Origin of the sequence: Paenibacillus illinoisensis NBRC 15959 (assembly GCF_004000925.1) — a bacterium.
Lineage (GTDB): Bacteria > Bacillota > Bacilli > Paenibacillales > Paenibacillaceae > Paenibacillus > Paenibacillus illinoisensis.
On record NZ_BIME01000006.1, the window covers coordinates 289,745 to 311,941 of the forward strand.

A 22,197-nucleotide genomic window follows, 5' to 3' on the forward strand; every position below is an offset into this window, starting at 1 on the left:
AAATTTTACATAGAGTTTAAGAAAGAGACTAACGGAGCTGGCTGCGTAGACACAAAATGAGTCACGGTAATCTAGCGCTCCGGTGCCGGAGGAATGGTAATGATCAAGCTGTTGTACTACTTGAAGAAGTATCGGGTTGCCGCGATCGCAGCACTGGTCATGATGCTGATTGAGCTGGCGGTGGAACTGGCTCAGCCTTACCTGATCTCCAAAATCATTGACAACGGGATCCAGCAAGGTGATCTGTCCGTGGTTTGGTTGTGGGGCGGTGTGCTCGTAGGCAGTGCCGTTGTGGCGTTTGCTGCCGGGATTGCCAGTTCGTTTTTTGCATCACATGCGAGTCTGGGGTTCGGATATGACCTGAGGGAGAAGCTGTATGACAAAGTGCAAGCGTTCTCTTACGCCGTATTTAACCGATTCGCCACGTCATCGCTGATTACCCGATTAACCGGGGACGTGACCCAGGTGCAGGATACGGTATTCATGAGTCTGCGATTCATGACCCGTGTGCCGCTGGTGGTTATCGGAAGCATGATTATGGCCGTTATCGTGAATCCAAGGCTCGGGCTGCTGCTTGTGGTGATGGTGCCTGTACTGCTCGTATTTGTCGTTTGGATGATCAAAAAGGCCGCGCTGCTGTTCCGCAATGTGCAGCGCAGACTGGATGCCGTCAACGGTGTCATCCAGGAAAATCTGACAGGCATCCGGCTCATCCGTGTATTTGTTCGGATGGGCCATGAGATCGAGCGCTTTGCCGGATTCAGCGGCAAGCTGATGAAGGGTACGATCTCCGCGCTGCGCCTGACGGAAACCACAATGCCATTCATGCTGCTCATGATGAATGGCTGCATCATCGCCGTCCTCTGGTTCGGACGGCGTGACATCTCCACCGGCAGCGCAAGCGTTGGTGAAGTGGTCGCGGTCATCAATTATTTGCTTCGCACCATTGGGGCCATGTCTGCCCTGTCCTGGATTCTGGTGACCTTCTCCCGAGCCAGTGCTTCGGCACAGCGGCTTAATGAGGTGTTTGATACGGAGGATGGTTCGGAGACTGTTCAGAATACAACTTCAGCACAAAATTCCGTGACTGGCGAGAAGGTTAAACGAGCTAACCCTGTTCAAGGTGCCGTTGAATTTCGGGGTGTAGGATTCAGCTATCCGAACAGTGATATTACGGTTCTGGAGGATATTACGTTCTCCGCCAAACGAGGGGAGCGCATCGCCATCATGGGAGCGACAGGATCAGGTAAATCCTCACTCGTACAGCTGATTCCAAGGTTGTATACCGAGGATCAGGGCAAGGTGTTCATTGATGGCAGAGATGCAGACCAACTGGCAATCCCTGCATTGCGGGGAGCAATCGGTTACGTGCCGCAGGAGGTGGTACTCTTCACGGGCTCTGTGCGGGATAACATTGCCTGGGGACGGGAGAACGCGACGCTGGAAGAGATCAAGGAAGCTGCGAAGCGCGCCCAGATTCACGACACGATTGAGAAGCTCCCGAACGGATATGATACGCAGCTGGGCCAGCGCGGGGTTAACTTGTCCGGTGGTCAGAAGCAGCGTTTGTCCATTGCACGCGCATTGATCAGACGTCCGAGTATTCTGATTTTGGATGACAGCACCAGTGCACTTGATGTGGCAACGGAAGCGAGGCTGCTGGATGCACTGGAAGAGCTATCTTGTACAACCTTTATCATCACCCAGAAAATCAGCTCAACGACCTCTGCGGATCTGATTCTGCTGCTGGACGATGGACGTCTGATTGGACAGGGTAAACACGAAGACCTGATGGATTCGTCCGAGCTGTATCGCTTAATCTATGGATCACAATACGGGGAGGGTACACCGCATGTTCAAAGCGTTCATTGAACCTTTCCGTCAGCCTCCGCCGCCACTGGACCCCGAAGCCCTAAAAGCAGGGGGAGGTCGTAAGCCGAAGGCACGGGCCAAGAATTGGTCCGGTACACTGGGCCGGATCTGGACATATCTGGCCCGCCGCAAAGTGAAGCTGACGATGGTGCTGCTGATGGTATTTGCCAGTTCCGCACTGGCGTTGCTTGGTCCGTACATGGTCGGTGTGGCCGTGGACAATTATATGGATGGAGAAGCGACAAGCTCCAGCTGGATGACGTTTCTGCTGGGTCTTGCTGCGGTGTACGTGCTGTTCTCGCTCACATCCTGGCTGCAAAATATATGGATGATCGAGATTGCTCAAGAGACCATTTTCCGGATGCGTTACGATCTGTTCTCCCATCTGCATAAGCTGCCGATTCCATTCTTCGGCAAACGTCAGCAGGGTGAGATCATGAGCCGGGTTACGAATGACATCGAGAATGTCAGCGGTACGCTGAACAGCTCGGCCATTCAGATTTTCTCCAGTGTGTTGACGCTGCTGGGAACGTTTGGCGTGATGCTCTGGTTAAGTCCATTGCTGACCTTGCTGACATTTATCGTCGTACCGCTGATGGCGATTGGCATGCGCTGGATTACACGTCGAACCGGACCGCTTTTCAAAGAACGTCAGCGTAATCTGGGTGAACTTAACGGGTATATTGAGGAGACCTTGTCCGGACAACGAATCATCAAAGCCTTCTCCCAGGAGGAGCGGGTGGTTCGCGGATTCGAAGAGCGGAATACCCGAATCCGGGTATCCGGTTTTTGGGCGCAGACCATTTCCGGTTTTATCCCCAAACTGATGAATGGATTGAACAACCTGAGCTTTGCTATTGTGGCAGGGATCGGGGGGATTTTGGCCATCCAGGGTACGGTTACCGTTGGGGTCATTATCATCTTCGTGGAGTATGCTCGTCAGTTCACTCGTCCGCTCAATGACCTTGCGAACCAGTGGAATACGCTGTTGTCCGCGATTGCCGGGGCTGAGCGGGTGTTCGAAGTGTTGGACGAGGATGAGGAAGCAAAGGATGAAGGAGCTGCGGTCTCTTTAGAAAAAGTGGAGGGGGCTGTACGCTTCGACAAGGTTTCCTTCGGATATGATGAGGGGCGCAATATTCTGCATGAAATCAGCTTCGAAGCAAAGCCGGGTGAGATGATTGCCCTCGTGGGGCCGACGGGAGCCGGGAAAACAACCTTGATTCAGCTATTGTCCCGCTTCTATGATCCGACAGCGGGAATGTTGACGGTTGATGGACGGGACATTACGACCATTCGGCGTGAAAACTTGCGCTCCCACATGGCTTTTGTGCTCCAGGATTCATTTCTGTTCCAAGGGACCATACGGGAAAATATCCGTTTTGGCCGTCTGGATGCAACAGATGAAGAAGTGGAAGAAGCTTCAAGGCTGGCCAATGCTCACTCATTCATTATGCGCATGAAGGATGGGTATGACAAAGTGCTTCAGGCTGACGGAAGCGGCATCAGTCAAGGGCAGAAGCAGCTGCTTGCCATTGCCCGGGCAATTCTGGCTGATCCGTCCATACTCGTATTGGATGAGGCGACCAGCAGCATTGATACCGTTACGGAGATCAAAATCCAGGAGGGATTGCAGCGGCTGATGCAGGGACGTACCAGCTTTGTCATTGCTCACAGGCTCAACACGATCCGTCAGGCCGACCGAATTCTGGTGCTGAAGGATGGGCAGCTGCTGGAACAAGGCTCGCATGACGTGCTGCTGGAGCAGGGCGGCTTCTACAGTGAACTGTATTACAGCCAGCTGCGCAAGAAAGCGCAATAGTAGTCTGTAAGTCAGGGGATATTCATATTAGATTTTATTATTACAGCAAAAGAGCAGGGATGAGGGCATGAAGCCCTTGATTCCCTGCTCTTTGCCGATTTGTCTAAGGTGTGGAAAAGCGTGGCGCCGAGCCAGGCTAAGGGAGAAGACAGGAAATATAGACAGAAGATCGTATTGAATTTTCTGGAAAATATAACCGTGACGATATGTCATCTTAAGGATATACTGGAACGAGATATTTTTCAGGAGGTACTTGTTGGATGAAGAATGCAAAAGTTGCTTACTCGCTCTTCTTTTTCAATGCGGTCTATCTAATCACTTTGCTTGGATACCCGGTGGTGCTGATGCTTTGTGTGTTTATGTTTGATGCGCCGACTTCACATGACTATATATCCAACTATATAACGGTCTATATTATGGCCTCATATCCTGTTGCTGTTCTCTTGTCACTCAGCTGTTGGATTTTTTATCATGTACGTAAATTTAAATGGGCCCTGGTTATCGGTAATTTATTGTTGTTCTGGGTTGCGGCAATCATATTAGTTGGCATTGCCTCCAGTATTGTTTCGTTTTAGGTTATAGCTAGAATCCAATGACATGAGATTGTGTTTCCGGGAGGTCACTAATTGTGAAAAATCGTACCGTAGCATACTGGCTTTTATCCATCAACGCAATCAATTTGATTACTCTGGTAGCCTATCCTTATATGTTAATTATCAGTTTCTATATGTTTGCCAGCAGCAATACAGATGATTACATACTGGAGTATATTGCCGCAGGGGTGATGGCAACTTATCCGGTTCCCGTCCTTGCATCATTCACTTGCTGGGCGTTCTATAATAACTATAAGTTCAAAGCTGCATTAATGATGGCGAATTTGATACTGGTTTGGGTGGCGGTCCTGCTGCTGGCTGCGCTTGCTTCCACCCTGATATAGGTTAAAAGCAAATTGCAAAGGCAGAACCTTCATACGCGAAGGTTCTGCCTTTTTTGACTATCCGCCGATTACACGCCAATTATTCACCTGCTCCACCTCCAAAGGTTGATGCCTGCGAATATAATCCTCCACAAGTGCTGCCATATCGGTGGCGCCTTCATGCAGTACCTTTTTGCCAGGATACATGGCGTAATCTCCGCCACCTGCCGCACGGTAACTGTTCATCACCACAGAATACGTATCCTCCATTTCAAGTGGTTTACCTTCACGTTCCAGCCGGACTACACGATTCCCCACAGGCTTTGATATATCCAGCTCATATTCGATGCCTGCCCACATATCGTAGTTGTAATGCTGTGGTTTCGGGGTCATATAGGCTGGATTGACCACTACTTCACCGGAAGCGTTCAATTCAAAATAGCGTGCTGTTTGCTCCAGCGCATCCCGAATGTCCTGACCGCTTAGCTCCAATACAGTCAATGTGTTGGGGTATATAAAATTGGATAACACATCCCTCACCGTAATGCGGCGTCCGAAGCCGCGGGCTTCTTCACTGAGCAGTGCCGTATTGGAAATTTCGGCCCCGGTTGCTTCCATCTGTACCTGATGTACGAAGGCAATAAAGGGATGGGACGAGAGCCGCAGAGCAGTGACATCGTTGATGGACAAGTCCCCGGCTACGTCGCCAATCGGCTGATCGAGCCATGCCTGAGCTGCAGCTTCCAAGTCTTCCGTAAGATCCATGACAACAGCATCCGGCTGTACATGGCTGTTCTCATCCAGAAGTAGCAAACGAGCTTCTTTCCCCGTAATCTTCCACGTTCCGTCTGAATGCTGTGCTAACTGAACCGATACATGTCCTGCACCGCTGCCGCCGAAACCCGGCTGAATGACGGTCACGCCATGAATATCGGCGGTAAGCTGGCGATGCTGATGCCCCGTGAGGAGTACATCAATGCCTTCAATGTCACGGCAGATGGCATAGCCTTGGTTTTCTCCGGTTAACCGTTCGGCAGGCTCACCGCTCTCCAGATCACACTCAAATCCGCCATGATAACTGACCACCATCACGTTTGGCCGCTCGTGCTCGCGAATGTAACCAACCCATTTTCGAATGGTCTCCAATGCGTCAAGGAACTGTAAACCTTCGATATTCTTTGGATGCTCCCAATTGGGGATATAGTGAGTGGTTGCACCAAGCAGAGCTACTTTAACACCAGAAGCTAAGGTCTTGATGAGGTAAGGAGGGCCATACGCCGGTACATCCGGCTGTTCGCTGCTTACAATATTGGCGGACAGCCATGGGAATTGGGAGGCTTCAACGGCTCCGCGCAGCAACTCCTGACCATAGTTAAATTCATGATTGCCCATCACGGCAGCATCATAGCCCAGTTCGTTCAGAACCGTGATAAAGGGATGAACATGGCTATCCGCATCGAAGGAAGCTGCATAGGATGCCAAGGGAGAGCCCTGCAGCAAATCCCCGTTATCCACCAGCATGAGTTCGGGTGATCGTTCGCGCTCCTTGCGGATCAGCGAAGCGAGTAGGGCAAGACCTGCGGGACGGTACGCATTGGTATTGTAATGAATGGGACGGATGGCCCCGTGAAGATCACTAGTGAACAGGATGTCGAAATTAGACGTGCGGGTTACGGATGTCATTTTACAATCTCCTCTAATATATAAATATGAATATATGGAATCACAGGCTGTTTTGCCAATGATTAACGAGTGAAGATCAGCCTCTGTACCTATATCTTCAACCATAATGAGCCTATTCTAACAGATGAAACTTCGTCTGACAGCCTGACAAGAAACTTTACAAAACTCCAAATTTCGTTTCACATCGCGCAAATATTTGCCAATTATAGTAGACAAGTATTGAAAATTAGAAACTCTTTGGAGGGTGTTCGCTTGAAGAAGTCTGCTTTATTTTTACCATTGTTGATTTTGGTTCTGTTTCTAAGTGCTTGTGGGTCTAGCAGTACAACGGGTTCGGCTAACGAGACGAATTCGAGTTCCAATGCTTCCGGTGCATCTACCGAAACGGCAGAAACAGACAAAGAAGCCGAAGGGTATGTACCAACCGAGTTGACTGTACAGTTCGTTCCATCCCAGAATGCAGACACGCTTGAAGCCAAAGCAAAACCGCTTGAGAAATTGCTGGGCGACAAACTGGGCATTCCGGTAAAAGTCAGCGTATCCACTGACTACAACACAATCATCGAAGCGATGGCTTCCAATAAAGTAGACGTGGGCTTCCTGCCACCAACGGCTTATGTACTGGCAAAAGAAAAAGGTGCAGCACAGGTTATTCTGCAGGCACAACGTTTTGGCGTAAATGATGAGACAGGTGCTCCAACGGAAGAACTGGCTGATTCCTATAAATCCATGTTTATCGTGAAAAAAGATTCGCCGATTCAATCCATTGAAGAACTGAAAGGCAAAAAGATCGCTTACCAAAACGTAACTTCTTCCGCAGGTTATGTATGGCCTGCAGGTTTGCTGCTCGATAGAGGCATTGACCCATTGAAAGATGTAACTCCTGTAACGGTAAAAGGTCATGACCAAGGTGTTATTGCTGTACTGAACGGTGACGTTGATGCAGCAGCTATTTTCCAAGATGCACGTAACACGGTTTCCAAAGACTACCCAACGGTATTCGAAGATACACGTGTACTGGCGTTCACAGAGCCGATTCCTAACGATACGATCGCTGTACGTACAGACATGAATGCGGACTGGACAACAAAGATCAAACAGGCGTTCATTGACATCGGTACAGATCCGGAAGGTCATGAAATCATCAAGGAAATCTATACGCATGAAGGTTATGTAGAGTCCGATGACAGCAAGTTTGAAATCGTTCGTCAATACGGCGAAAAAGTAAAAACCGAGTAATCTTGGTTACAAGTAGACATTTGAGATATGTAGATAGTGTCATTCGTTTCTAATGGATGTTACAGATGTATTCGCAGTGCGGACAGGCCAGTTCAGCGTGATATACGCTGCGCTGGCTTGTCCCGTTACTGCCTGCAACGAAATAGAACTCTATTAATGAAAGAAGGATTAATGTCATGATTGAGCTTCGCAACGTAACCAAAACGTACGCCAATGGCACCAAAGGCCTGAATAATATCAATCTTACCTTTAAGCAGGGTGAATTCATTGCGGTTGTAGGCTTGTCCGGTGCGGGTAAATCCACGCTGCTTCGTTCCATCAATCGTCTCCATGATATCAGTGAAGGAGAGATTTTGATTAACGGCAGTTCTATCACGAAGGCACAGGGCAAGAGATTGCGCATGATTCGCCGGGATATCGGGATGATCTTCCAGAGCTTTAACCTGGTTAAACGCTCGAGTGTCCTTCGTAACGTTCTGGCGGGACGCGTAGGTTATCATTCCACGATGCGTACCATCCTGGGCCGTTTTCCAAAAGAAGATACGGAACTTGCATTCGAAGCGCTCGAACGCGTGAACATTGCAGAGAAGGCTTATTCCCGTGCAGATCAGCTGTCTGGCGGACAGCAGCAGCGGGTGGCCATCGCCCGCGTGCTCGCACAGGAAGCGAAAATCATTTTGGCAGATGAACCAGTTGCCTCACTAGACCCGCTCACCACCAAACAAGTGATGGATGACTTGAAACGCATTAATCAGGATCTCGGCATTACGACCATCGTTAACCTTCACTTTATTGATCTGGCAAGGGAGTATGCGACACGTATTGTCGGTTTGCGTGCAGGTGAAGTGGTCTTTGACGGTCCTGTGGAAGAGGCGACAGATGAGCGCTTTGCGGAGATCTATGGCAGACCGATTCTCGCAGACGAATTGTTGGACAAACAGGCTGTAACCGAGCAGGGAGAAGTACTGGTATGAAGGGGCAGTCTGGCGCTTCACTTCATACACCACTAACGGGAGCGGGGAAGGAGCCCGGTTCTGGGCCTGGACAGGTCGTCAATCGTCCCAAACCACCCGGCCGCACCAAACATCTGCTTACGCTAGTTATCATCTTGCTGCTGCTGTGGGCCAGTGCCAAACAGACTGATGCGAGCTTCAGCGAACTGTTTGGAGGATTCCCCGAAATGTGGAAATTGATAAAGGAAATGTTTCCACCTCGGTGGACTTACTTTGACAACATTGTTCAGGGCATGCTGGAGACCATTCGTATGGCTCTGATTGGCACCACCATCGGCGCGATTATTGCCATTCCGGTTTCCATAATTTGTGCAGGCAACCTGATGCCAAGCCGCTGGATCTACTATCCGGCCCGGTTTGTACTGAACCTGATTCGTACCGTGCCCGATCTGCTACTCGCTGCACTGTTTGTTGCTGTGTTCGGTCTCGGCCCGATCCCCGGTATACTGGCACTTGCCGTATTCTCCGTCGGACTGATTGCCAAGCTGACCTATGAAACGCTGGAAACGATTGATCAGGGACCGCTGGAAGCGATGACGGCTGTAGGGATGAACAGGATTCAGCTGATCGTCTATGGTGTGGTACCACAACTGGCTGCCCAATTTACGTCCTATGTTCTGTATGCCTTTGAGATCAATGTGCGTGCGGCAGCCATTCTCGGATTGGTAGGTGCAGGCGGTATTGGACTGTACTATGAAGCAACACTTGGATTCCTGGAATATGACAAAACGAGCGTGATCATTCTCTTTACTCTTGTTATTGTTCTGATCATTGATTATGTAAGTACTAAGCTGCGGGAGAAATTGTTATGATGAAAAATGAAACGAGCGTCATCCGGCGCAAACCTCGGAAGAATCCGCTTCGCTGGGTCATTGTGTTGCTGCTCATCCTGGTGTATGCCTGGGCACTGGCAGGTGTACCGTTTACTGGCTTCAAGGAAACAGCTGGACAGATTATGAAGGCGATTATTGCCGGGATTTTCTCGCCTGACTGGGACTTTGTCTATTTGCCGGAAGGGGAAGATTTGCTGCGAGGATTGCTGGACACGCTGGCGATCTCGATCTTGGGAACCGTTATTTCAGCTGTACTGTGTATTCCGTTTGCTTTCTGGTCTGCCAGAAACATGAGCCGCTTCCGCGGCATATCGGGTGCAGGGAAAATGGTGCTGAGCTTCATCCGTACCTTTCCTGAGATTATTATGGCTTTGCTTTTTATCAAGGCTGTAGGGCCGGGTTCCTTTGCGGGTGTACTTGCACTTGGACTGCATTCCATCGGGATGCTGGGTAAACTGTTCGCGGATGAAGTGGAAAATATCGATTATGGTCCTTCAGAAGCGCTGCTCGCTTCCGGAGCGACTCGTATGCAGCAGCTGTGGTTTGCCGTGCTGCCGCAGGTGCTGCCTGGATTCCTCAACTACACGTTGTATCGCTTCGAGATTAACGTACGTTCTGCAACCATTCTGGGTGTTATTGGGGCAGGGGGAATTGGTACACCACTGATCTTCGCACTCAGCACGCGGAACTGGCCGCGAGTAGGGATTATCCTGCTGGGGATCATCGTAATGATCACGATCATTGATTTGATTTCGGGGTATATCCGGAAGAAGCTGGTGTAAGTTATAGGCATTCTTGGATTAACGATAGGCTATCACGTGCTGAAATATTAAGGCGCTGATAGCCTTATTTTATGTATTTTAACTGAATCCTTGATTCTCAGATGATCTATAAAGGTTTTTACCATCTCAATTGATTACAGATTAGCTCATTAAAATTCAGCACAACATTTATAAATAAAATAAAAAACCGAAACCATGTTGCCCGGCATTGAGGCAACGGTTGGTTTCGGTTTTTTTATATCTCTTAGCTAGCCAAAGGCAGTGCTTTGGTAACTTGAACCGTAATCGTTTCGGTGCTTGTCACACCGGCTGCATTCACCAGCTCAGCACGGTACGTGTACGTTCCGTTGGCACGACCGGACAGGTCTGTTGCCGCGCTTTGAGCAGATGGTGTTGCAGCTTTCAAGGCTTGAGTATCAATCAATACATCATTCTCATAGAGGCGATACTCGGTTGCGTTTGTACCCCACCAGAGGTTCATCGTTACTTTGTAGCTGCCATCTCCATCCCAGTTGTCCTGGGAGAGGACTGCTTTGCCTGGAGCGGCATTGGCAACTTGAACCGTCAGTACTTCACTGCGAGTGGAACCGCTGGAGTTCGTCAACTCGGCCACATACGTATAGGTGCCGTTGGCTTTGCCTGTAATCGTTGTTTTGGCCGATTGTGCTTGAGGAGAAGCACTGGTCAGCGTTTGCGAGTCGATCAACACGCCGTCTTCGTACAATTTGTAGCTTGTTGCGTTTTCACCCCACCAGAGGTTCATGGTAACGGTATAGGATCCTTCAAGAAGACCATTGGTATGGCCATTATTGGAGGAAAGCACGGGTTTACCCGGTGCACCCGCCGAAGGAATCGAAGGCTCTTCACCGCCGCCTTCTTCCTCAGCAGCAGCAAAATCATTCAGGTTTCTTGGTTTCAATTGATATACATCCCTGAAGATGGCAGCGACACCGGTAACATTGATTTTGTCACCTGCTGCATAAGGGAAGCTCGATTCGGTTACCCCTGTGCGTGTATCAACACGTACATGAGTGCTTGTCCCATCCGCTGCAACTGCGTCAAATTCAAACGATCCAACAGGTGTTGCACTGACCACGTTTTCAACCGTTACGTCTTTCAGTTGGATTAATTGTCCTTGATTATTATCCGTTACTGTCGTTGCTTCAACAGGAGCCGGGATATCCGCTGTTCCTGTTTTCTCGATGGCAACAATGTCAGTCAGTTCGAACTCGGAGTTATACAGCGCAGTAGCTGCAGTAACCTTAACCTTGTCTCCGGCATGGAAACCGCTTGTGCTTTGGAAGACATACAGTCCCCCGGTTTCATCCTGCAAGTAGAAGGATTGTCCGCCAAAAGCGCCTGGTTCGGTAGTTACAACGCCCTCAACAGTTACCGTTGTTCCGGCTGTTTTGGAACGTGCTTCAGCAATGGTAATGGCTGCAGGAATCGGTCCTTCCTCTTCAGGAAGCTGCTCGGCTGGAACATTGCTGATCGTGACAGCATTCGTGATCAGGTTGCTGCCGTTCAGGCGAAGACGCAAGTTCGCGGCACCGGATGTTCCTGGCTTGATGCGAACGTTCAGATCCTTGATCGCCCGGCCTTTGCTGTCGGAAGTTACGCTGAATGTGGAGCTGTAGCCGTATGAAGTCGGCCAAGTGCCGCTCTCATTCTGAATCATCGCTACTTGAGTTCCACCAGTCAGATAAATTCCTGCACTGTACCCGGATACAGTAGTATTGGCAGGCATGTTTTCCACGACAACGCGAATCTGGAAGTCCTCTGCGTTAGGCAGTGTATCCTGTTTCACGAAGCTGTACGAGGCATTAGCGCTGGAAGCAGGTCCGCCATAGGAACCTGGTTTGAAGGTGGAGCTGTCATACCATTTGTAACCTGCAGCTGGTGCAGCCCAAGGTTCAGCCTGTGGCTCGGTGGAAGCTGCTGGTTCCTCGAATGCGAGCAATGCAGTTGGATTATCCAGTTCCAAACCGTTTACCTGGGTAAAATCGGTATAGTTTTCCTGCGTAGCGAGCCAGTTCACTGTGTTGACGAGCAACGCAGCATCGTCAGCTTCTTTGAAACCATCATAGGTTGTTTTACGTGCACCTGTCTCTTCACGCAAATATTTAGGAGATGCATCTTCTACTGGGGAGGAGTCTCCGATGAAGGCAGCTTTACCCGCACCCAGCTTGGATACGGCTACGTAAGGACCTTCTTCGATTCCGCCGCCGTTGTAGACGCCTTGATCGACTGCATTATTCCATTTTGCATTGGTTTTTGGCAGGTAGACGATCCCTTTTGCTTTTTCCGGATCGGTAATAGCAAGAGTTGAACCGGCATGCATGGCCACAGCCGATACTCCTTCCGTGATCCCGAAGGCTTGATCTGCCGGGACAATGATGTTTGCGTCGATATCGCCAAGTGCGTTATAGCGGAAACGTACGCCAAAATTATCGGACAACCAGTCTGTACTGGCTACATTTTGCATGGCTGCGGAGTTACGTTCTTCTGTGCTCATGCCTTTAGCTGGGTCTTCGTACGCTCCACGACGGTAGCCGTTAATGACTTCAGAGCCATCCCAGCGGTTTTTGTTGCGGTCGGCGTTATAGTGATCTCCGACGAAGAAGATACTGCCGCCTGATTCAACGTATTGCTTCAGTGCAGCCTGTTCTGAAGTTTTGAAAGGAATTTGGGGTTCTGCAATAACAAAAACGTTATATTCCTTGAGATCATCATAGGTAAATGGAGTTGTTTTTCGAAGTTCCTTCACGTAGTACCCGTCATTTGCGAGTGCATTACCGAAGTCCGAGAATCCGCCATCAATAACCCAGTCTGCAGCTCCGGCTGTCTGACCATGCGAGTTATCGAACAATACCTTTTTGCCGGCGTTTTCGTTCACCACTTTCGCCTGGATGAACGGTGCCGGATCCGTTGGACCCTCTGCGTGAACAGCAGCATTTCCATGCCATAATCCGACCTGAAGCGGTAAAGCCATGGACAATGCAAGGAGTGATTTTAACCATACTCCGCGCATGCTTGTCAATTTACCCAACCAAATCCCTCCCAAATATTAGTTGATTCATAAGTTCGTCCATATTTTATCACACCAAAATCTCACATAGTCATAACAATTTGTAAAAAATACCTCGAGTTTTGTAAAATTGAGCCATTAGTCATACGTCAAAAAGTGAATATACGATAAAAGCTTACATCCTCTGTATATTTTTGCTTAGCATAATATGAAAAAAGCCATCTTTTAGGAGATGACTTTGGCACGTATGCGATTCACGGCATGGAATACCGAAGACTTGATCATGCCTTCACTGCGATTGACGAGCTGAGCGGTTTCCCTGATGCTGTATCCATGAATGACGCGCAGCTCCAGGATTTTGCGATGTTCGGGATTACTGATGACGGAGAAGAGATCGTTGACACTCTCGGTGATCTCCAGTTCGGATATGTCATAGTGGTACGTTGGCACGTCAAGCCTGCTATCCCGCTTCATGGTCCGCGTTCGTTTGCGGAAGGTGTCCAGAGCGAGGTTATAAGCAATCTTTTTGAGATAGTAGAGCAGTCGATCTTCAGGGATGTCTGCGTGAACGTTCATGAGCCGAATGAAGCTTTCCTGCGTCAGATCTTCCGCATCTTGAGGCTGCTTGACGATATGGGATAAATACCGTGTGATATCCGATTTGTAGTTAACATATGCGTTTTTAATTGTTGCGCTGTTCATGTGATGGGGGTCTCCTTTGGTTACCGTCTGCATATCCGTTCCGGTTGGTGCTATTCGAATGTCAGTATAGCGAGATGATGTTTCCAAATTCGCCAAACTTGTATCTAAGTTGTAACAATCGGAGCCTAGTGACGAAGTCGATTCTGGGAATAACAGCGATCGGCGGAAGAACGATTCGTAGCCGGAACGGTTGCTCATGGAACATAGGGAACTTTTTTGAAATGAGTCTCAATAAAACACTGAATATTGATCGTTTTGAACGGATATTTGCCTATGTCACAGCGGAAAGGATGTCTATAATAGTACCCGTCGGGCGGGAATGCCTGCTTAGAATTGAATGAGGAATGGAAGGAGGACAGCATCTGGAAGTCGATTCAGTGGTTGATCGACTCTGAATTTGTAAGCGTAATCATTAATATGTGGCGGCCTGTTCAAAAATAAGATAAGCATCACCTATTCTGTCTCAAGGAGAGTGAAGGTTGATGAATTCCAAAACAATAGTAAAGGTACATAAGGAAGAGTTTCCCCGTGTACAGACCAATCGCCGGAAGACGCGTATGCCGCTTGCAGCCAAGGTGTTATCCTCGGCGCTCAGCGTTGCTTTGCTTATTGCGGGAACCGCGGGGACAAGCGGAGCAGCAGCTTCGAATGGCAGCAGTGCAGCAGAGGCTAGCCTTCAATCACACAAGGGGGGCGGTTCGTTGAAAGAGATTCAGCTCGAATATTTGGATCGGGGGCTGGTGGCAGCATCCACGTCCGAAGGTGTTTTTCTAAGCTGGAGGTTACTTGGGGATGAGGCAACGGGGTACAGCGACAAAGGGCTGACAGGCACGAACTTCAACGTGTACCGCGATGGCAAGAAGATTGCTACCGTTACGGACAGTACGAACTATATCGATCCCGCGGGAAAATCGTCTTCTAGCTATGAAGTAGCCGCTGTTAACAGCAAGGGAAAGGAAAGCAAGCGCAGCAGCTCCGTCAAGCCGTGGGCGAGTGGCTATATGGATATTCCACTGCAAAAACCCGCTGATGGGGTTACACCTGCTGGCGAAGCCTATACGTACTCCGCGAATGACATGAGCGTAGGTGATGTGGACGGAGATGGCCAATATGAGTTTTTCGTCAAATGGGACCCTTCCAACGCCAAGGATGTATCTCAAAAAGGCTACACTGGTAAAACGTACGTCGATTGTTACACCTTGGACGGTCAGTTGTTGTACCGGATTGATCTCGGGGTCAACGTCCGTGCGGGTGCTCACTATACACAGATGCTGGTTTATGATTTTGATGGAGATGGCAAGGCAGAATTGATGTTCAAGACCGCTCCGGGAACCAAGATTATCAAATATAACAAAAAAGGAAAAGTGACGTCCGAGAAATATATAACGCTGCCAAAAGAAGACCGCAAAGCAGGGTACTCCAACGAAGATGACTATCGTTTAAGTGCTGACGGTTACTATGATCATGTGGTCGACATGTTCAAAAACTGGCACAAACACGAGGAAGTTGTGAAGGGGAACTGGCCTGCTACGCTGGAGGAGGCTTTTGGCATAGAGAAGAAGTATGCCTATCCATTGTCCCAGCAGGATGCCGAGAGTCTGGCTGATTACTTCATCGATGTCTATGCGCCAAGCCGCAGTGACAAGAACGAGCTGCGCAAATTCGAAGGCTTTATCGTAGATGGACCTGAGTATGTGACCGTGTTTGAAGGGGAATCTGGCAAAGAGCTCGAGACCATTCCTTACGAGCCGGAGCGCCATGATGATGGTCTGATGTGGGGCGATTATGCAATGGCACGGATCGAGCCGGGTAACCGGGTGGATCGTTTCCTGGCAGGCGTGGCGTATCTGGATGGCAAGAAGCCATCTGCTGTCTTTGCACGCGGCTACTATACACGCTCGACGATGGTTGCTTATAACTGGGACGGCAAAAAACTCAAACGCGAATGGAAAGTGGACAGTGGCTGGACACCGATGAAAAATCCGTTCAACGACGGACCACATGGTGTAGACGGCACAGATCCGGAGTACGGCTCGATTACGACTCAAGGCGCTCATTATTTCAGTGTGGCTGATGTCGATGGAGATGGTAAGCAGGAGATTATTTATGGTTCGGCCACGATCGATCATGACGGCAGTGTGCTGTACAGCTCAACCGATCTGATGCCTGCTGAAAGTGCCGCACCGGGAACGATTGCCCGCCTGGGTCATGGGGATGCACTGCATGTGGCAGATATTGATCCGGACCGTCCGGGACTTGAAATTTTCATGGTACATGAAGGCGGTCCGTGGGCTCCATATGGCTATTCCTTGCGGGATGCCAAAACGGGAGAAGTCATCTATGGCGGCTATACAGGGAAAGATACCGGGCGCGGGATGGTAGGGGATGTAGATCCAACTCGCCGGGGCTTGGAGACATGGGCCGTAGGATTGTGGACAGCCAGCGGTGAGAAAATAAGTGATAAGGCTCCTGGCACCAATATGAATATTCGCTGGGCAGCAGATATGACGACTCAGATTGTAGACGGCGCGATTGATGTTACTCCAACCATCAAGGATTGGAATCGCGGCACGCTGCTGACCGCCACAGGCACATTAACCAACAATCACACCAAAGGTACGCCATCTCTGGTGGCCGATATTTTCGGGGATTGGCGGGAAGAGATGCTGGTGAGAACTGAGGACAGCTCGGCGATCCGCATCTATCTGAGTACGGAGAAAACTGACCGGAAGCTGTACACGCTAATGCATGACGCCATGTACCGCGTGGGTATTGCCGGACAGAACAGCGGTTACAACCAGCCTTCCTATCCGTCCTTCTACATGGCATCGGATATCGACTGGTCGAAGGTAACGCTGCCCAAGTTCTCCACTCCCCAATCAGGCAAGGGTGGAAAATGATTAAGTTCAGGTTATTGAAGAAAGGTTTCTAATATAAAACCTAGCTCTGGAATATCCCGGTGTGTCTCGGCACATGAGGGGTCCCAGAGCTTTTCACGTTGGAACGTAAGAAGAAGGAGAACTGGATCAAAAACTCATCCAATCAAGGGGCACTATATCAGAGCTATACCCTTATCTTCATATCAAATGTTCTATGGACGCGAATGCTTCAATTCTGCGGTTTCCTTTATCATAGATAAGCTTGGTTATGGAACATTCGGGAATAAGACGGTTTTGTACGGATTTAAAATCAAGATGCCAGACGTCCAGCTCTCGCTCGGTGAACGTCTGAACCAGGAAATCGGTAATAAGTCCGCCATGGGTAACCACGATGATGTTACGGTTTGCGGGCTCTTCATTGTGCAATTCGGCTAGTAGGGAGGCCAGACGCTGACCCGCTTTTTTGGCCGAATCGCCCACAGGCGGGATGTAATCCGGATCAGACGTGCATTGGTCCCACATCGCGATAAATTGCTCCAAGGTCTGATCAGGGCAATCCCCCCAATTGGCACGCTCTCGCAAGCGGGAATCTTCGGCTACAGGACAACGAGTATACAAGGCAATCCTTTCGGCAGTTTCTTTTGCTCTTCGAAGGGGACTGGTAACGATTTTGGTGATGGGGAAAGCAGCCTTGGCCAAATGCCTTGCTGTTGACTCCGCTTGTAGGGTCCCTTCAGGAGTAAGGGAGACATCACCGATGCGCCTTTCTTTTAAACCGTGTCTCACCGAGATGGAAGATGGTACTCATCATGCTCGACCTCCTTATAAGATGGAAAATAGGTACGGAACCAATTAGATATTTAGCTAATTATATAATCATCTAATAAAAATAAGCAATCTATTTGAGGCAATGGAGTTTAAAACCACCTTGCAGAATTGCTACAATGGAGAAAAGTGAGGATCGCTGCATCAATGGAGGTATGAACATGAGCACGAAACGTTTTACGGGAAGCCTGTTTCAGGAGGAGCTGCGAACGGAGGATTACGGGCCGCGATTCTACGCGTACTATTATAAGCAATGGGACAATTACAGCATGGCCTACCACCATCATGATTCGACTGAAATCATGTATATCATTTCGGGGATGTGCAGGGTCGATGTGCAGATGCCAGATGGGAATTCAGAGCAGGCTGTGTTGAAAAAGGGGCAGTTCATTCTGCTGGATGCAGGTGTTCCGCACCGTTTGCTGGTCGAGGATGGTGTTCCTTGCCGGATGTTAAATGTGGAGTTTGGCTTTGCCGGCTCGGCGCCTGGACAACCCTCTATTCGGCAGCTCGCTCAGGAAGAGGAGGAAGTCGGTACCTTCTTAACGCACGCTTCCCCTTACATGGTACTGCCTGATCCGGAAGAGGTATATCACATTATGAAAAGCCTCGTCCTGGAGCTGGATCAACGCGGCCTCATGAATCACAGCGGGTCTGCTATCCCGATACGAATCATTCCTTCTGATGAACGATCACACCATCGTGAAGCCAGGAATCTCAAGTCACCGGAACAGGGTACGCTGGTGCGTACACTGTTTATCCAGCTGCTGGTCCGGGTTGCGCGGCTGCGTGGGGAGATGAGCCGGAGTGCACCGGATCAGTCGGAGCTATATGTTAAACGAACCATTGAGTTCATGCATCATAATATGGATCGCAGCATTCAGATGAAGGATATCGCGGCAGCGGTCAATCTGCATCCCGGCTATCTGCATCGCATCTTTCGTCAGCACACCCGGCGGACCCCAACGGACTATCTTACCATGCTTCGAATGGAGAAGGCCAAGATGCTGCTGCAGCAGACCAATATTCCGATCTCGGAAATTTCGGAGTATGTGGGTGTGGGCAGTCGTCAGTACTTCCACATGTTGTTCAAAAAATATACAAGCCGGACTCCGGTTGAATATCGATCCATGATGGAGAGGCATGTCAGCCTGTACCCACCAGAGGAATGAGTGGAGTGTGTTATTTTTAGCCAAGAGAGAAGTGCTTCATCTGATAATAAAAGTTAGGATTTTTGACAACCTCATCAGGAACTGGTCATGATTTTGATAACGCTTCCTCAATTGCCGTTGATACAATGATCTCATGAAGTGAGGTCATTAACCGAAACGAAACATTTCGGATTACGGGAGGACATGCGAATGTCGTTTAAAGTGGCATTTATCGGGGCAGGGAGTATCGGTTTTACAAGAGGTTTGCTGCGGGATTTGTTGACGGTACCGGAGTTTAACAACATAGAGATTGCGTTCTGCGATATTAATCAGCACAATCTGGACATGGTGACAGAGCTATGCCAGCGGGATATTCGCGAGAATGGACTCCATATTCAGATTCAGCCTACCACGGATCGAAAAGAGGCGCTTAAGGACGCGAAGTATGTACTGTGTACAATACGTGTTGGAGGGCTGGAGGCATTTGCAACCGATGTGGACATCCCACTCAGATATGGGGTGGATCAATGTGTCGGCGATACGTTGTGTGCTGGAGGTATTATGTATGGGCAGCGCGGAATTGCCGAAATGCTGGACATCTGCAAAGATATACGCGAACAGAGTGCACCGGACGTGCTGCTCCTGAATTATTCCAACCCGATGGCTATGCTAACATGGGCTTGTAATAAGTATGGTGGCGTACGTACCATCGGATTGTGTCACGGTGTGCAGCATGGACATCACCAGATTGCGGAAGCATTTGGGTTGAAGATGAATGAAGTGGATATTGTGTGCGCGGGTATCAACCATCAGACCTGGTACATCAAGGCTTCTCACGAAGGCAAAGACCTTACAGGTGATTTGCTTGAAGCTTTTGAAAAACATCCCGAGTACAGCCGTACCGAGAAAGTAAGGATCGATATGCTGCGCCGCTTCGGCTACTACAGCACGGAATCGAACGGGCACCTTAGCGAATATGTGCCATGGTACCGCAAACGTCCAGAAGAGATTCAGGACTGGATTGATCTGGGCAACTGGATTAACGGAGAGACGGGCGGGTATTTACGCGTGTGTACAGAGGGCAGAAATTGGTTCGAGACTGATTTTCCCAATTGGATGAAGGATGAACCGATGCAGTTTGTTCCGGAAAAACGTGGCGGAGAACATGGTTCGTACATTATAGAAAGTCTGGAAACGGGACGTGTGTATCGCGGACACTTTAATACAGTGAATAACGGCGTGATCTCCAACCTGCCGAATGATGCAATTATTGAAGCACCAGGATATGTGGATCGAAACGGGATCTCGATGCCGCATGTCGGTGATCTGCCACTGGGTCCGGCTGCGGTATGTAATGTGAGCATTTCGGTCCAAAGGCTTGCGGTTGAAGCAGCTGTACACGGAGACGACAAGCTGCTTCGTCAAGCATTCATGATGGATCCGCTTGTCGGTGCCGTATGTAATCCAAAAGAAATTTGGCAGATGGTTGACGAAATGCTGGTTGCTCAGGCGCAGTGGCTGCCGCAATATGGTGAAGCCATTGCAGCCGCCGAAGCCAGACTTGCTGCCGGTAATCTTATTCCTACGAAGGAATATGAAGGGGCAGCACGTCTCAAGGTAAAAACGATTGAAGAGATGCAGCAGGATCGTGATGCAGCGAACAAAAATGCGGGTGAGTCCGATAAGGGGAAAGACCGCGAGAAAGTGCAGCAATAATCGTAAGATTCATCTGATCAGAAGATAAGGTGAACGTGAACCATGACAAGGCCCACTCCAATGTGCTGGAGGGGCCTTGTTTTTTTATTTTTTCTCCACGAGATGAACGGCAAAAGCAAATGAAGTATCCCCCAAGGAAACATTCGAATCTGTGGGAGAGGACCAGCGGGCAAACGCTCCATAATAGTGAATGCCGGTTTCCTGTGCCAGCTGGAATGATCCCGCTGTCAATGAGACGCTATGAGCTTTTCCATCCACATATTCGACTAGATTAAATTCATCCGGGGCAACGTCAGTCCCCATATCAATGGATACATCCTCTCCCACAAGTAGAGTAACAGGTGTTATTCCTTCCAGCAGCTCCAAGATTCCTGCGTAGTCGACACACAAGCCCTCCCAGCAATAACTCCCCTGTACGGTCGGGATGGGGCTGCCGCTCACGGATTGGATGATGGGTTTAGGAAGTTCCGTTGGCAAGTTATTGCGAAGGCTCGTTCCTGAAGGGGAATTTTCCACGTTGTTCATATTGTATTGGTTGGTATTGCATCCGGACAATAGGAAAACAGATCCAAGCAGCATAAGGGTAGTCCAAACTCTCACTGAATGTATGAAATTAATCTCAAACACCTCCCCAATATATTCCATACGAAAAGCAGGGGAGGAATGTTGCTCGGCAATGGGCGGGCACGGAGTTGAAGGCACTTCAGGACCCTCTCCAATGGGATTCCGTGGTACGTTCGAAGCTGGAGAAACCAGCAAAAGTCCAAGAGGCATTTTCACAAATTGTTGACAATTGAGCTGCATGAAAACGTAGGAAATAGGCAAGACACTCGACTCTTCTCCCATGCTATGTTATTATAAGGCTCTGATAACGTGGTAACGAACTAAAGCGTTTGGGTTTTGGTTACAGACATGGAGGGGTTCTAGAGATGAGAAAAAAAGCGATATTCCTATTATTCATCAGCATATGCATGATCGTTGTAGCAGGTTGTTCCAGCTCGGGAAGCAAGGACGACAACTCCATTATTGTGGGGATTGATGACAAGTTCGCTCCAATGGGATTCCGGGATGAACAAAATGAAATTGTCGGCTTCGACATTGATTACGCCAGAGCAGCAGCGGAGAAAATGGGTAAAGAAGTTACCTTTCAGCCGATCGACTGGTCTTCCAAAGAATCAGAGCTGAACAGCGGCCGGATCGACATGATCTGGAACGGGTACACGATTACGGACGAGCGCAAGGAGAAGGTGCTGTTCACGAAGCCGTATTTGGAAAACAGTCAGGTTGCGATTACACTGACCGATTCCCCAATTACGAAGCTGGATGAGCTGGATGGCAAAAATGTGGGATTGCAGGCTCTGTCTTCAGCGGCAGATGCACTTGCAGCCAGTCCCCTGAAGGACAAAGTGAAAGCTTCCGAATTCAAGGATAACGTTCTTGCACTTACGGATCTGAAGACGAAACGTCTGGATGCGGTTATCATTGATGAAGTGGTGGCAAGATATTACATGTCGAAGGAAGAGGGAACCTTCAAATTGCTGGATGAATCCCTTGCACCGGAGCAATATGGTATTGGTATCAAAAAAGGCAACGAGGAACTGCTCAATCAGCTGCAAAAAGCACTGGATGAACTGAATGCAGATGGAACGGCTGCCGAGATCTCAACCAAGTGGTTGGGTGAAGACAAGGTGTTGAAATAGACAGGTTAGCGCCTGACATACGATCAGAAACCAATA

The 22,197-nt window shown here is 49.2% G+C and carries 17 protein-coding genes; 12 read left to right on the forward strand and 5 right to left on the reverse strand.

Translation table 11 applies throughout. The features are described from left to right. The first annotated feature begins 99 nt into the window (after nucleotides 1-99). The 4 genes from PIL01S_RS16890 (at nucleotide 100) to PIL01S_RS16905 (ending at nucleotide 4,631) form a co-directional block, all read left to right on the forward strand. Entirely contained in the window at nucleotides 100-1,872 is a 1,773-nt protein-coding gene (locus PIL01S_RS16890) for an ABC transporter ATP-binding protein (RefSeq protein WP_127538505.1), read from the forward strand. After that, nucleotides 1,853-3,694, forward strand: a complete 1,842-nt coding sequence (locus PIL01S_RS16895) for an ABC transporter ATP-binding protein (protein WP_127538506.1) — start codon at nucleotides 1,853-1,855, stop codon at nucleotides 3,692-3,694. Before PIL01S_RS16890 ends, PIL01S_RS16895 begins: the two co-directional genes overlap by 20 nt. 260 nt (nucleotides 3,695-3,954) lie before the next feature. Beyond that, nucleotides 3,955-4,269: a hypothetical protein gene (locus PIL01S_RS16900; RefSeq protein WP_127538507.1), complete on the forward strand. Its 315-nt coding sequence runs from the start codon at nucleotides 3,955-3,957 to the stop codon at nucleotides 4,267-4,269. Between the two features lie 53 nt (nucleotides 4,270-4,322). Beyond that, on the forward strand, nucleotides 4,323-4,631 hold the full coding sequence (locus PIL01S_RS16905; RefSeq protein ID WP_127538508.1) for a hypothetical protein: 309 nt from the start codon (nucleotides 4,323-4,325) through the stop codon (nucleotides 4,629-4,631). A 57-nt stretch (nucleotides 4,632-4,688) separates the two neighbouring features. On the opposite strand, the gene PIL01S_RS16910 is transcribed toward PIL01S_RS16905, so the two are convergent. After that, nucleotides 4,689-6,293 carry a bifunctional metallophosphatase/5'-nucleotidase gene (locus PIL01S_RS16910; protein ID WP_127538509.1) on the reverse strand — a complete coding sequence of 535 codons (1,605 nt, stop codon included), beginning with the start codon at nucleotides 6,291-6,293 and terminating at the stop codon, nucleotides 4,689-4,691. 252 nt (nucleotides 6,294-6,545) lie between these two features. Here PIL01S_RS16910 and PIL01S_RS16915 point away from each other — a divergent pair, with 252 nt between their 5' ends. The 4 genes from PIL01S_RS16915 (at nucleotide 6,546) to phnE (PIL01S_RS16930) (ending at nucleotide 10,160) form a co-directional block, all read left to right on the forward strand. After that, nucleotides 6,546-7,532, forward strand: a complete 987-nt coding sequence (locus tag PIL01S_RS16915; RefSeq protein WP_127538510.1) for a phosphate/phosphite/phosphonate ABC transporter substrate-binding protein — start codon at nucleotides 6,546-6,548, stop codon at nucleotides 7,530-7,532. A 176-nt stretch (nucleotides 7,533-7,708) separates the two neighbouring features. Further along, the gene (gene phnC / locus PIL01S_RS16920; protein ID WP_127538511.1) at nucleotides 7,709-8,506 is read left to right on the forward strand and encodes a phosphonate ABC transporter ATP-binding protein; all 798 of its coding nucleotides are present in this window, start codon (nucleotides 7,709-7,711) and stop codon (nucleotides 8,504-8,506) included. Continuing rightward, a complete protein-coding gene (gene phnE, locus PIL01S_RS16925) occupies nucleotides 8,503-9,357 on the forward strand; it encodes a phosphonate ABC transporter, permease protein PhnE (protein WP_127538512.1) in 855 nt (284 codons plus the stop codon). Before phnC ends, phnE (PIL01S_RS16925) begins: the two co-directional genes overlap by 4 nt. Then, nucleotides 9,354-10,160: a phosphonate ABC transporter, permease protein PhnE gene (gene phnE / locus PIL01S_RS16930; protein WP_127538513.1), complete on the forward strand. Its 807-nt coding sequence runs from the start codon at nucleotides 9,354-9,356 to the stop codon at nucleotides 10,158-10,160. The genes phnE (PIL01S_RS16925) and phnE (PIL01S_RS16930) overlap by 4 nt, the downstream gene beginning before the upstream one ends. A 244-nt stretch (nucleotides 10,161-10,404) precedes the next feature. On the opposite strand, the gene PIL01S_RS16935 is transcribed toward phnE (PIL01S_RS16930), so the two are convergent. Then, complete coding sequence (locus PIL01S_RS16935) at nucleotides 10,405-13,209, reverse strand: chitinase N-terminal domain-containing protein (protein ID WP_371859968.1); 2,805 nt, start codon at nucleotides 13,207-13,209, stop codon at nucleotides 10,405-10,407. A 204-nt stretch (nucleotides 13,210-13,413) separates the two neighbouring features. Then, a complete protein-coding gene (locus PIL01S_RS16940) occupies nucleotides 13,414-13,890 on the reverse strand; it encodes an RNA polymerase sigma factor (RefSeq protein ID WP_164764259.1) in 477 nt (158 codons plus the stop codon). 557 nt (nucleotides 13,891-14,447) lie between these two features. Here PIL01S_RS16940 and PIL01S_RS16945 point away from each other — a divergent pair. Further along, a complete protein-coding gene (locus PIL01S_RS16945) occupies nucleotides 14,448-16,790 on the forward strand; it encodes a rhamnogalacturonan lyase (protein WP_127538605.1) in 2,343 nt (780 codons plus the stop codon). A 177-nt stretch (nucleotides 16,791-16,967) separates the two neighbouring features. Here the strand turns inward: PIL01S_RS16945 and PIL01S_RS16950 are convergent, their stop codons facing one another. Continuing rightward, the gene (locus PIL01S_RS16950) at nucleotides 16,968-17,555 is read right to left on the reverse strand and encodes a histidine phosphatase family protein (protein ID WP_246058369.1); all 588 of its coding nucleotides are present in this window, start codon (nucleotides 17,553-17,555) and stop codon (nucleotides 16,968-16,970) included. Between the two features lie 200 nt (nucleotides 17,556-17,755). Here PIL01S_RS16950 and PIL01S_RS16955 point away from each other — a divergent pair, with 200 nt between their 5' ends. Together PIL01S_RS16955 and melA are read left to right on the forward strand one after the other, a co-directional pair. Further along, on the forward strand, nucleotides 17,756-18,766 hold the full coding sequence (locus PIL01S_RS16955) for a helix-turn-helix domain-containing protein (protein ID WP_127538516.1): 1,011 nt from the start codon (nucleotides 17,756-17,758) through the stop codon (nucleotides 18,764-18,766). Nucleotides 18,767-18,955: 189 nt separating this feature from the next. Beyond that, a complete protein-coding gene (gene melA, locus PIL01S_RS16960; protein ID WP_127538517.1) occupies nucleotides 18,956-20,461 on the forward strand; it encodes an alpha-glucosidase/alpha-galactosidase in 1,506 nt (501 codons plus the stop codon). An 84-nt stretch (nucleotides 20,462-20,545) separates the two neighbouring features. On the opposite strand, the gene PIL01S_RS16965 is transcribed toward melA, so the two are convergent. Beyond that, nucleotides 20,546-21,163: a hypothetical protein gene (locus tag PIL01S_RS16965; protein ID WP_127538518.1), complete on the reverse strand. Its 618-nt coding sequence runs from the start codon at nucleotides 21,161-21,163 to the stop codon at nucleotides 20,546-20,548. A 227-nt stretch (nucleotides 21,164-21,390) separates the two neighbouring features. Between PIL01S_RS16965 and PIL01S_RS16970 the strand changes: the two genes are divergently transcribed. Next, nucleotides 21,391-22,161 carry an amino acid ABC transporter substrate-binding protein gene (locus tag PIL01S_RS16970; protein ID WP_127538519.1) on the forward strand — a complete coding sequence of 257 codons (771 nt, stop codon included), beginning with the start codon at nucleotides 21,391-21,393 and terminating at the stop codon, nucleotides 22,159-22,161. The last annotated feature ends 36 nt before the right edge of the window (nucleotides 22,162-22,197 follow it).